The organism is Nocardiopsis sp. EMB25, assembly GCF_026797795.1.
Lineage (GTDB): Bacteria > Actinomycetota > Actinomycetes > Streptosporangiales > Streptosporangiaceae > Nocardiopsis > Nocardiopsis lucentensis.
This window is the reverse complement of record NZ_JAMTDN010000001.1, coordinates 1,201,527-1,213,599: the sequence shown is the minus strand read 5'-3', so window position 1 is coordinate 1,213,599 and position 12,073 is coordinate 1,201,527. Positions and strand designations below refer to the sequence as shown.

The 12,073-nt window shown below is 73.0% G+C and carries 10 protein-coding genes; 9 read left to right on the top strand and 1 reads right to left on the bottom strand.

Annotated features, from left to right (window positions below; genetic code table 11):
• Positions 1-483 precede the first annotated feature (483 nt).
• Entirely contained in the window at positions 484-2,280 is a 1,797-nt protein-coding gene (locus KIK06_RS05260) for an MOSC domain-containing protein (RefSeq protein ID WP_268642158.1), read from the bottom strand.
• A 307-nt stretch (positions 2,281-2,587) separates the two neighbouring features.
• On the opposite strand from KIK06_RS05260, the gene KIK06_RS05255 reads away from it, so the two are divergent.
• The 9 genes from KIK06_RS05255 to KIK06_RS05215 all read left to right on the top strand — a co-directional run bounded on the left by KIK06_RS05255 (position 2,588) and on the right by KIK06_RS05215 (position 12,068).
• Positions 2,588-4,204, top strand: a complete 1,617-nt coding sequence (locus KIK06_RS05255) for an ABC transporter substrate-binding protein (protein WP_268642157.1) — start codon at positions 2,588-2,590, stop codon at positions 4,202-4,204.
• A gap of 1 nt (position 4,205) precedes the next feature.
• On the top strand, positions 4,206-5,171 hold the full coding sequence (locus KIK06_RS05250; protein WP_268642156.1) for an ABC transporter permease: 966 nt from the start codon (positions 4,206-4,208) through the stop codon (positions 5,169-5,171).
• Complete coding sequence (locus KIK06_RS05245; protein WP_268642155.1) at positions 5,168-6,049, top strand: ABC transporter permease; 882 nt, start codon at positions 5,168-5,170, stop codon at positions 6,047-6,049. The genes KIK06_RS05250 and KIK06_RS05245 overlap by 4 nt, the downstream gene beginning before the upstream one ends.
• A complete protein-coding gene (locus KIK06_RS05240; RefSeq protein WP_268642154.1) occupies positions 6,046-7,026 on the top strand; it encodes an ABC transporter ATP-binding protein in 981 nt (326 codons plus the stop codon). Before KIK06_RS05245 ends, KIK06_RS05240 begins: the two co-directional genes overlap by 4 nt.
• Entirely contained in the window at positions 7,023-7,784 is a 762-nt protein-coding gene (locus KIK06_RS05235) for an ATP-binding cassette domain-containing protein (protein ID WP_268642153.1), read from the top strand. Before KIK06_RS05240 ends, KIK06_RS05235 begins: the two co-directional genes overlap by 4 nt.
• The gene (locus KIK06_RS05230; RefSeq protein ID WP_268642152.1) at positions 7,781-8,842 is read left to right on the top strand and encodes a P1 family peptidase; all 1,062 of its coding nucleotides are present in this window, start codon (positions 7,781-7,783) and stop codon (positions 8,840-8,842) included. Before KIK06_RS05235 ends, KIK06_RS05230 begins: the two co-directional genes overlap by 4 nt.
• Positions 8,839-9,867 (top strand): P1 family peptidase, encoded by a 1,029-nt coding sequence (locus KIK06_RS05225; protein WP_268642150.1) that lies wholly within the window; start codon positions 8,839-8,841, stop codon positions 9,865-9,867. Before KIK06_RS05230 ends, KIK06_RS05225 begins: the two co-directional genes overlap by 4 nt.
• On the top strand, positions 9,864-10,934 hold the full coding sequence (locus tag KIK06_RS05220) for a C45 family autoproteolytic acyltransferase/hydolase (protein WP_268642149.1): 1,071 nt from the start codon (positions 9,864-9,866) through the stop codon (positions 10,932-10,934). Before KIK06_RS05225 ends, KIK06_RS05220 begins: the two co-directional genes overlap by 4 nt.
• Before the next feature lie 126 nt (positions 10,935-11,060).
• Positions 11,061-12,068 (top strand): LacI family DNA-binding transcriptional regulator, encoded by a 1,008-nt coding sequence (locus KIK06_RS05215; protein ID WP_268642148.1) that lies wholly within the window; start codon positions 11,061-11,063, stop codon positions 12,066-12,068.
• Positions 12,069-12,073 lie beyond the last annotated feature (5 nt).

The window sequence follows — 12,073 nt, the reverse complement described above, 5'->3', positions numbered from 1 at the left end:
TCGTGGGGTGCCGCGTCGTCGGAACGCGGCAGGTGGTTGTCCTGGGACCGGGCAGGAAATTAGCAGCAGTGATCCAACGTCGCCACAGTGACGCAAGGCACATCATTTAGTGCAAAGTTGAACGACATGCGGGTTCTTCACCGGGAGTGGTACCGAGATCCATACTGTCCGGATCCGGACATTCCCAGCATGTTTAAAGTCTCATGTTCCTTTTGAGCAGTAGGAATGGCGTCCGGCCACTAAGAGCAACACGATCACAGCGCAACGACCACTCGAGAACCTCGCGAGGTGCCATCGGACGCCGCCACCGGCCCGTTCATGCTCCGTTCTTGCTCTTCAGTTCCGTACTGACACGACACTGGGTGGCACCACACGGCCCTAGACGACACGGCCGATCGGATGGGGTGACATGAAACGGCACGAAAAGGCACGTGGCGGCACCAGATCGCCGGACTTCTAATCCGGGGGTCGCCCGGCCGGGGTTCACGGACCCAGGTCCACGTCCTCCACCGGAGCCGTACAGCAGAGCAGCACCTCGTCCGGTTCGGTGTCCACGGTGGGTTCCAGGAGGTACTCCACCCGGCCCGAACGCAGTCGGCGCGCGCACGTGCCGCAGGTGCCGACCCGGCAGGCGTGCTCCGGGGACAGCCCGGCCCCCTCGGCCGCCTCCAGCAGCGACCCCGCCTCGGCGGCCCAGGTGAACCGGTCCTCCCCCAGCCGCACCTCGTGGGGGCCCGGTCTGGTGGGCGTGCGCGGCGGTTCGACGCGGACCCGCCTCGGGGCGGTGAAGGCCTCGGTCCGCACGGCCGCGTCGGGCACGCCGGCCGCGGCCAGCGCCGTGCGCACCGCGCGGACGAACGGCCGCGGGCCGCACAGGAGGACGTCGGTCCTCTCCGGATCGGCGACGTCCGCGGCCAGGTCCGCGCCGGCCGGGCGACCGGGGCGGGCGCCGAGCGCCCGCAGCGCGTCCGGGTCGTCCTCCCCGGTCAGGAACAGGCGGGCGTGCGCGTCCGGCAGTGCCGCGACGGCCGCGCACACCTCGTCCCACAGGGCCAGGTCGGCGGCGCGGCGCTCCACGTGCACGACCCGCACGCGTGCGGGGTCGCGGGTGCGCACCAGGTGCCGCAGCCACGCCGCGGTGGGGGTGATGCCCACCCCCGCGCTGTAGAGGACGAGCTCGCGCGCGGATGAGGCCTCCGGACCGGTCGTCGCCTGGCCGAAGGGCCCGGTCACGGTCACCGGATCGCCCTCGCGGAGTCCGTGCAGCCACGTGGAGACGTCTCCGTCGAGCCGGACGGTGACGCGCACGCGGGCTCCCTCGACGGCGGAGACCGTGTAGCACCGCCACCCGGGCGATCCGGTCCAGGCGCGGTGGACCCGCAGGTGCTGACCCGGCCGGGGTGGCATCCGCCCGCCCAGCGGGTCGGCCAACCAGACGCTGCGCACGTTCGCGCTCTCGCGGACGGTGCGCACCACCGTGGCCTCCCGTGGCCAGGAGGGGGTCGCGCCGGAGGGCGCCACGGCCTCCCCCTCACCGGGTGTCACCGTGACCGGAGCGCCCGTCTCGATCGTCCCCGCCGCCTCGACCCGCGCGTACACCCCGCAGAATCCGTGGCCGAAGGCGGTGGCGAGGAGGGCGGGAACGTTGAGGTCCCCGACGCCCGACCCCGGCCGCACGGTCGTGGCGCGGCACCGGTCGGTGGGCTGGACGACGCGCAGGACCGCGCCGGAGACCTCGATACGGCCGCCCATCCAGGAGAGTTCCTCCCACGGGCGCAGTCCGTCCAGGTACAGGTTGGCGCGGAACCTCTCCGGGGCGATCTCGACCCCCGCGGCCTCGGACAGTTCCCTGATCGTGGCGAGGTTGACGACGGACAGGTGCGCGCGCGGCCAGTCCCACTGGCCGACCGGGGCGGCCACCAGCCGCGGGGCCGGTCCGCCCGCCGCGCCGAGCGAGGCCACGGCGGCCCCGAGCGCGTCCCCCTCGGCTCCGGGCGAGGCCGTGAACTCCCCCGCTCCGGGCACGTCGACGAGCACGGGGGCGTGGGGGTCCCCGTCGTGTCGTACCCGGAGGGAGCCCAGGTGGGCGTCGCGCGCCAGATGCAGGTACTCCTCGCGCGGACGCCAGCGCGCCGAGGGCTCCGCACCGTCGCGGGCCAGCGCCAGGCGGCGGTCCCCCGGCAGTCCGAGCCCGGGTTCGACGCGGGCGCTCCCGACGTCGACGCCGGCCAGTCCCTTCACCGGATAGCGGACCAACCGCGCCAGGTGTGCGTGGGACACGTCGCCTCCTCCCGATCGGCGAACGGTGGTCCGTCCACCGAGACATGTCATGCCGGATCGTTCCGGCATAAGGAGCCTAAACAGGATCCGGATCCGCCGTCAACGCTCACTTCCCGACGCACAGGGACTCCACTCAGTAGTCGATGACCTGCAATTTCTAGAGAAGAAACCGACACGACCCCCTTGACGTGTGGAGCGGGTCACATTAGGTTCGCAGGACGCCGGAACGATCCGGCATTCCGGTGTCCGGCCCCGGTCCTGAACGTGTCCGGAGGCCGATCCCCCAGCCGACCGAAGGACGACCACCATGACGAAACGACTGGCCGCCGCGGGTACGGCGCTCGTGTTCCTGGTCCCACTCGCCGCCTGCGGCGCGGACCCCGGTCCCGCCGCGGACCCGGCCGCCGAACAGGAGCCCGGGTACCTGGCCGTGGCCGACGACTCACTGGAGGGCACCGGCACCCTCCGTGTCGACCTGGACTACGACACCGCCGAGGCCGCCGGCCTCGATCCGCGCACCGCCGACGTCGCCCGCTCCTGGAGCCTGATGGGACTGAGTTACGACACTCTGGTCGAGGTAGGACCGGAGTTCGAGTTCCTTCCCTCGCTCGCCGAGTCGTGGGAGACCCCCGACCCGACCACCTACGTGTTCACCCTGCGCGACGACGCGGTCTTCTCCAACGGCCGCCCGATGACCGCACGCGACGTGCGGCGCAGCCTGGAATTCCTCCTGGAGTCGGAGTCCACGTGGGCCGCCCAGCTCGGTCCCGTCGAGAGCGTCGAGGAGACCGGCGAGCACGAGGTCACCGTTCACCTGGACCGCCCGCACACCGCCCTGCTCGGGGCCCTGGCCAACACCCCGGCCGGGATCCTGCCGATGGAGGAGGTCGACGACGGCACCGTCGACGTCACCACCGAGATGATCGGCACCGGGCCCTACGTCGCCACCGATCACGCGCAGGACGAGTCCTGGACCTTCGAGTCCAACGAGCACTACTGGGGCGACCCGCCGGCCGTCGAACGCCTGGAGATCTCGATCGTGGAGGACGAGTTCAACCGCGCGGCGGCCCTGCGCGACGGCAGCAGCGACTTCGCCTACTTCAACAACGTCGACACCCTCGACCAGTTGGCGGCGGAACCGGCGGCCCGCGTCGTCTTCCAGGAGAACACCGACTTCTACTACCTCATCCTCAACTCCGCCGACCCCGACTCCCCGCTCTCCGACGACCGCGTGCGCTTCGCCGTCAACGCCGCCGTCGACCGCACCCAGCTGGCCGAACTGGCCCTGGGCGGCCACGCCCGCCCCACCGGGGTCGCCCCGGCCGCACTGCCCGACGCCTGCCCGGCGGGCGAACTGCCCTCCGCGCGGATCGGCGACGACGAGATCGCCGAGATCCTGGAGGAGGCGGGCGTCACCGAGATCGAACTGTCCCTGGTCACCTTCAACTCCGAGACGGCCCCCGGCCAGATCGCCCAGGTCGTCCAGCAGCAGCTGGCCGGGCACGGCCTCAGCGTGGACATCGACATCGTCGACGACGCCTCCTTCGGCGCCGCCCTCTACAGCGGCTCCACCGCGACCGTCGACATGGGCGTGAGCTGGTACGCGGGCTACGGCGACGCGGGCATGGTCTCACGCTGGTGGAACACCGACACCGCGGCGTTCACGGCCGACTTCATGGCGGGTGACCCCGCCGTCAACGACCTGGTCGTCCAGGTGGGCGAGACCCCGCGCGGACCGGAGCGCGAGGAGGCCCTCACCGACCTGTGCACCGCCGTCGACGAGCGCTCCGAGGTGGTCCCCCTCGTCACGCGCCCCAGCGTCATCGGCTACCGGACCGACGCCGTCAGCCCCACCCTGCACTCCGTCGAGGGGTACGGCGACATCCTGCGCAACATCACCGACTTCCGTCTCGTGAGCTCCTGACATGCGCCTCCTCACCTGGCTCCCCGGCAGGCTGCTCGGCGCGGCCGTGGTCCTGATCGGCGCCTCCGTGCTGATCTTCACGGCCGTCCGGCTCCTGCCCGGGGACTACGCCCAGATCGTCCTCGGTCCACTCGCCTCCGCTCAGGAACGCGAGGCGCTGCGCACGGAGTTCGGCTTCGACCACACCGTGGGCGAGCAGTACCTGCTCTGGCTCGGCCAGGCGGTGACGGGCAACGTCGGCCGCTCCCTGGCCAGCGGCGAGCCCGTCGCGGGAGAACTCGCCGCCCGGCTGCCCGTCACCGCCCTGCTCACCGCGATGGCCGTGGTCTGGACGGTCGTCATCGGCGTCCCGCTGGGCGTCCTGGCCGGGACACGGACCGGAACCGCCCGATCGACGGCGGCGGGACGGCTGGTCAGCAGCCTGGGCATCAGCGTCCCCGACTACGTCCTGGCCGCGATCGTGGTCTTCGCCCTGTCCAGCCTCCCGCTGGGGCTGAGCGTGGGCGCGGTCGGCTCACCCGCACAGGATCTCGGCGGAACGATCGTCGCCCTCCTGCCTCCGTCCCTGGTCCTGGCGGTGTTCGCGATCGCGGCCACCGCGCGGGCCACCCGCGACTCGGTGCTCAACGTCCTCGTCGAACCGCACGTGTCCGCCGCCGTGGCCCGCGGGGAGACCCGGCTGTTCATCATCACCCACCACGTGCTGCGCAACGCGGCCGTGCCGGTGCTCACCCTGACCGGGACCATCACCGCCATGCTCCTGGGCGGCGCGGTCATCGTCGAGAGCGTCTTCGACATCTCCGGCGTCGGCTCCTACCTGGTCCAGGGCCTCGGCCGACGCGACTACCCGGTCATCCAGACCTGCGTCCTGCTCGCCACGACCGTGTTCGTCCTCATGAGCCTGATCGTCGACATCGCGACCGGCCTGCTCGACCCCAGGGTGGCCGTCTCCGGGAGGAACCGATGAAGGACACCGCCACCGACGGCGCCAAACGCGCGCGGTCGCGCACCCCGGTCCGGGACGTCGTCGCCTCCTTCGACGCCCTGACCCTGACCTGCGCGGGCGTCCTCGCGTTCCTCATTCTGGCGGCCGTCGCCGGTCCGCTGGCGGGCGTGGGCGGCGACCCCACCGCCATCGTCGGACCCCGGCTCGCCCCGCCCACGGCGGAGTACCCGCTGGGTACCGACAGCCTGGGGCGTTCCCTGCTGCCCCGGGTGATCGAGGGCGTGGGCACCACCCTGGTGGTCTCCGCCGCCGCGGTGCTGTGCACGGCGCTGATCAGCACCGCGGGCGGCATCGTCGCCGGCTACCACGGCGGGGCGGCGGGCGGCGTGGTCATGCGGATCGGCGACGTCCTGTACGCCTTCCCCGCCATCGTCCTGGCCATCCTGGTCGCGTCGGTGGTGGGGCCGGGTCGGACCGCGGCACTGGTCAGCATCGTGCTGGTGACCGTGCCGCTGATGACCCGGATGGTGGGCGCGGCGGCCCGGCTGGTGTGCGTCCGCGACTACGTGACCGCCGCCCGGATCAGCGGGGTCAGCGCCCCGCGGATCATGGTCAGGCACGTGCTGACCAACGTCTCGGGGACGGTCGCCGTGCAGACCACCTACGCCCTGTCCGTCGCCATCCTGGTCGAGGGCGGTCTGAGCTTCCTGGGGTACGGGGTCCAGCTTCCCGGCTCCTCGCTCGGACTGCTCATCCAGGAGGGCACCGTCTACATGGTCAAGGCGCCGTGGGCGCTCCTGGCGCCCAGCGTCATCCTGGTCCTGGCCATCGTGGCCATCAACGTCATCGGTGACAGCCTGCGGGACCGCTTCGAACCCCGGAAGGCGAGGTCGTTGTGAACCACCTGCTGCGCGTCGACGGCGCGACCGTCGACTACACCACCCGGCACGGCCTCACCCGTGCCCTGGACGGAGCGGATCTGACGGTCGCCCCGGGCGAGCGGGTCGGCCTGGTCGGCGAGAGCGGATCGGGCAAGTCCACGCTCGGACTGCTCGTCGGCAGGCTCCTGCCGTCGAACGTCGCCACCGGCGGTACCGTCGCCGTCGACGGCCGCGACGTGCTCTCGCTCGACCCCCGGGAACTGCGCGACCTGCGTCGGCGCGTCCTCGGCTTCATCCCGCAGGACCCGGTCGGGGCGCTGGACCCCACACTGCGTGTCGGACGCCAGATGCGGCTCGCCCTGCGCGGGTCGGCGGGCGAGGACCGGAACCCGGTCGACCTGCTGGAGCGGGTGCGTATCGACCGCCCCGACCGGGTCCTGCGCCTGTACCCGCACGAGATCTCCGGCGGTATGGCCCAACGGATCGTCATCGCCACGGTGATGGCCGCCGCTCCCCGGCTGCTGGTCGCGGACGAGCCCACCGCCGCCCTGGACGCCCAGTCCCGGGAGGAGGTCACCGGCCTGGTGATGGACCTGGCCGGGAACGAGGGAACAGGGGTGCTGTGGCTCAGCCACGACCTGAGGGCCGTCGGGCGCTGGTGCGACCGCACCGCGGTCATGTACGGGGGCCGGGTCGTCGAGGACGGCGCCACCCGCACCGTGCTCGACGACCCGCGACACCCCTACACCCGCGCGCTGTCCCAGTCGGACCCCGCCCACGCCGTCCCGGGGCGTCGCCTGCCGGCCATCACGGGCGGTCCGCCCACCCTGGCGGCGGGCGCCGAGGGCTGCGCCTTCGCCCCGCGGTGCCCGCGCGCGGTCGCCGACTGCGAGGGCCACCGCCCCCTCCCCCGCGACGTCGACGGCCGCACGGTCCTGTGCCTGCGGCCCGAGTCCCAGGCCACCGCACCCTCCGACGTGAAGGCGGCATCGTGAGCACACCCGAGACCGTGGTCGAACTGCGCGACGTCGACACCGTCTTCACCTCCGGCCGAGGGCGCGCGCGCCGCGTCCTGCACGCCATGCGCGGCGTCGACCTGCGTGTCGCCGCGGGCGAGACGCTCGGCCTGGTCGGCGAGTCCGGCTCCGGCAAGAGCACGACCGGAGCGGTCACTCTGGGTCTGCGCCGCCCCACATCGGGGACGGTGACCTTCCTGGGTGAACCGATGCGCCGCGCGCGGCGCAGGCCGGGGGCGATCCAGGCGGTCCTGCAGAACCCGCACTGGTCGCTGAACCCGCGGCTCCAGGTGGGGGCGACGGTCGCCGAACCGCTCGCCGCCCGCGACGGCTCCTCCCTGCGGGCGCACCGGGAGACCGCCCGGCGGATGCTCGAGCGGGTCGGCCTGCCCTCGGGCGTCGACACGCGCCACCCGCACGAACTCTCCGGGGGCCAGCGCCAACGGGTGGCCATCGCCCGAGCCCTGATCACCGAACCGCGCTTCATCGTCTTCGACGAGGCGGTCAGCGCCCTGGACGTCTCGGTCCAGGCCCAGATCCTCAACCTGATCCGGGACCTGCAGGAGCTGCACGGCTTCGGTTCGCTGTTCATCTCCCACGACCTGGCCGCCGTGCGCTACGTCGCCCACCGCGTCGCGGTCATGCTCCGCGGCGAGATCGTGGAGACCGCGCCCACGTCGGTCTTCCACGACGTTCCCCGACACCCCTACTCACGCCGACTCCTGGAGGCCACGTGAACACCAGTCCCGAACCACCGCCGGAGGCGCCCCGCCTCACCGGCGTCCCCAGCTGGGGGGACCGGCCCGGCAACGCCGACCTGTCGCCGACGCCGGGACCGGGCCGCCCGCACGGGCACGTCGACTACGACTTCCCCGGGGTCGAGGTCGGCGTGGCCACCTACCCGGAGGGACCCACCGGAACCACCGTCGTCCACGTCCCCGCGGGGGCGCGTATGGCCATCGACGCCCGGGGCGGGGCCATCGGGCTCAGCAGCGGCTTCGAGTACCTGGCGCACGCCGTGTGCCTGACCGGCGGTTCGGTCTACGGCCTCGGGGCCGGTTCCGGGGTCGCGGCCGAGCTGCTGACCCGCGCCGGGAACCGCACCTCCATGGAGAACCTGCGCCTGGTCTCGACCGCGGTCATCTACGACTTCTCCGCCCGCGACAACTCCGTGGTCCCCGACGCCCGCCTGGGCAGGGAGGCGGTACGCGCCGCAGGGCACGGCTCCGTTCCGGTCGGGCGCGTGGGCGCCGGCGCCTCCGCGTCGGCGGGCAAGGTGGACTGGTCCCGCTGTGAGTTCGCCGGGCAGGGGGCGGCCTTCCGCCGCGCGGGCGACGTCCGCGTGCTGGTGGTGACCGTGGTCAACCCCCTCGGAGTCATCGTCGACCGCGACGGCACCGTCGTGCGCGGCAACTACGACACCGCCACGGGCACCCGTCGCCACCTGGACTCCGACTACGCGACGGCGTTGGACGCCGCCGCGGTCCCGCGCGCCGAGCACGGCAACACCACCCTCACCGTCGTGGTCACCAACGCCGCCCTCGACGACCGGGAACTCGACCACTTCGCACGCCAGGTCCACGGATCCATGCACCGCGCGATCGTCCCCTTCCACACCGAGCACGACGGGGACACCCTGTTCGCGCTCACCACCGACGAGATCGACCTGGGCCGGGGCGCCGACGACGTCCCCCGTTCCGTGGCCGTCGGCGCCATCGCCGCCGAGGCGGCCTGGGACGCCGTCCTCGGCAGTGTCCGCCCCCACAGCACCAACGACCCTCAGGAGCAGCAGTGAGCACTGTTTCGCCCCGGCTCGTCCCGGTCCCCGACTGGGAGCCGGGACCGGGCAACGACGACTTCGACCGGCTCGTCCCCGTCCACGGCGACGGCTCCGGAACGGTCGACTTCGACTTCCCCGGAGTGGAGGTGGGCACGGCCGAGTACGCCGAGGGCCCGACCGGCGCCACCGTCGTCTCCGTGCCCGCCGGCGCCCGCACCAGCGTGGACGCGCGCGGCGGAGCGATCGGTATCGTCGGCCGCTACGAGGAGTTCAACCACGCCGTGTGCGTGGCGGGCGGCTCCTCCTACGGCCTGGCCGCCGCCACCGGGGTGCAGCAGGAGTTGCTGCTGCGCACCGGCAACCGCGTCGGCTGGCGGGACCTGCGCACCGTCGCGGGCGCCGTCGTCTACGACCTGGGAGCCAGACCCAACGCGGTGGTGCCCGACGCGGCGCTGGGACGCGCGGCCCTGCTCGCGGCCCGGCCCGGCTCCGTCACGGTGGGCCGCGCGGGCGCGGGGATCAGCGCCTCCGCGGGAAAGATCGCCGCCGCGCGCTGTGAGTTCTCCGGACAGGGTGCGGCCTTCCGTCACCTGGGCGACGTCCGGATCCTGGTGGTGACCGTGGTCAACCCGGTCGGCGTCGTCGTCGACCGCGACGGCACCGTCGTGCGCGGCAACTACGACGCCGCCACGGGCACCCGACGCCATCCCCGGGAGGACTACGCCCGGGCGCTGTCGGAGGGGGTCGCCCCCACCACTGAGGCCGGCAACACCACGGTGACCGTGGTGGTGACCAACGTACGGTTGGCCGCCAAGGATCTACGGCTGTTCGGCCGCCAGGTGCACAGTTCCATGCACCGGGCCATCCAGCCCTTCCACACCAACCACGACGGGGACACCCTGTTCGCGCTCACCACGGACGAGGTCGACCTGCCCGCGGCCGGCGCGCCGCCGCTCGGGGAGAACTCGGTGAACTCCGTCGCACTGGCCACCGTCGCCTCCGAGGTGGCCTGGGACGCCGTGCTGGGTGCCGTCCGATGACGGTCAGACGGCTCATCGCCGACACACCGGACCCCCGCGCGAGGGGAAAGCTCGTCGGCGCCGCGGGCGCCGACGGCATCGCGCTCAACGTCCGCTTCTACCGGCGTCTGTTCGAGGCGGTGGGGGTACGTCCCGCCGACCTTCCCGAGCTGGGCGCCGCCTCGGTCGACGCCATCGACCGATGGTCGCCCGACCTCGGCGAGGAGGTGCGCGGCCTCGCCGACGGCTCGGGGCGTCCCACGTGGGAGTTGGGCATGCTCAACGCCCGCACGGAGATCCTCGCCACCGTGGGCGCCACCGGCGAGGGGGAGTGCTCCACCTCCGTGGTCCTGCCCGAGAGGGGTGCGCCGATCACCCTCCAGACCTGGGACTGGCACGACGAGTCCAACCCCGACGCCCAGGTGGTCCGCCACGTCACCGCCGACGGGGTGGAGGTGCGCTACTTCGCCGAGTTCGGCATGCTCGGCAAGATCGGCCTCAACGACGCGGGTGTGGGCGTGCACTTCAACATCCTCAACCACGCGGCGGACGGGGACGGGATCGGCGTCCCGGTGCACGCGGTGGCGCGCGAGGTCCTGGACCGCGCGCGGGGGCTGGACGAGGCGATCGCGATCGCGCGCTCGGCGCGGGTGTCCGCCTCGACGGTGCTGACGCTCGTCGCCCACGACGGGGGAGGGTCCGACGCCGCGTGCGTGGAGCTCAGCGCGGGCGGCTCAGCGGTGATCCGGCCCGAGGACGGTCTGCTCACGCACACCAACCACTTCCTCGACCCGGAACTGGCCCGGGGGGAGATGGCGCGGGCCACCTCCGACAGCTACCCCAGGCTCGACCTGTTGGGCCGCAACCGCGAACGGCTCGCGGCGGACACCGTCCCCGAGCGCGCCCTGGGCATCGCGGTCCACTCCGAGGACGGCGCCCCGCTGTGCTGCCACGCGGACCCGGATCTGCCCTTCCACAAGCGGTGGCAGACCCTGCTGACCGCGGCACTCGACCTGGAGGCGGGGGTGCTGTGGTTCCACGAGGGCACTCCGTGCACGGCCGCACCCGCATCATGGCAGGTGTTCTGAACCGTGCTCGCGGGTCCTGCCGGGCGGGCCGCCGCGGCCCGCCCGGCGGGGGCCGCCGTCGCCCCGGTGGTCCTACCCTGGCTTGCGAGGCATGATGGAGTCCATACGGAGAAGGGATCGGCATCCTTGAGCGCGGTCACGATCGTCGACGTCGCCCGTGCCGCGGGCGTCTCCAAGACCACGGCGTCCGACGCCCTGCGCGGGCGGGGGCGCGTGTCGGAGGCGACCCGTGAGAGCGTCGTCTCGGCGGCCCGCCGCCTGGGGTACGCCACCAACCGCTCGGCACGGTCCCTGCGGACCTCCACCACCGGGGCCGTCGGCCTGTACATCCCCCAGGTACTCGTCCGCTCGGAGTACTACCTGGCCTTCGTCCACGGAGTCCTGAACACCGTCGCCGACTCCGAGTACGACGTCACGTTGATCGTGTCGGCCCACCACGCGCGCAGGGCGGCCGTCCCCCGCGTGGACGGCCTCATCCTGTGCGACCCCGTGCACAGCGACCCCATGGCCTCCCGGCTGATGGCCTCGGGTCTGCCGGTGGTCACCTGCGAGCGGATGGCCGGGGCGCGGCCGACCGGCGTGGTCTGGTCCGACCACGGCAGACAGGCCGGCCTGCTCCTGGACCACCTGCGCGACCACGACGCCCGCAGGATCGCCCTGTTGGCCTCCACCACCGACTCCGACTGGGCCCGCTCGATCGAGTCGGCCTACCACTCCTGGTGCCGCGCGCACCGCTTCCAGGCCTCGGTGGCCACCGTCGCCTTCGGCACGGAGCCCGAGGCGTTGCAACGGGAGGTCGGGGCGCTGCTGGACGCCGACCCCGACGTGGACGCCCTCGTGTGCGCCTCGGACGGTGTGGCCGCCGCGGTCGCCCCGAGCCTGGCCGCCCGCGGACTGCGCGTCGGCGAGGACTTCCTGTTGGCCTCGTGCGTGGACGCCTCGGCCCTGCGGACGATGGACCCGCCGGTCACGGCGGTCGATCCCAAGGGCGAGGAGGCCGGGGAGTCCTGCGGGCGGCTGCTTCTGGACATCCTGGCCGGCCACGCGGAGGAGGGCACCTTCCGTGAGCTGGAACTGGACTTCGTTCCCCGGGCCTCCACGCTCGGCCGGGCCCGGAGGACCGCGCGGGAGTGAAGGGA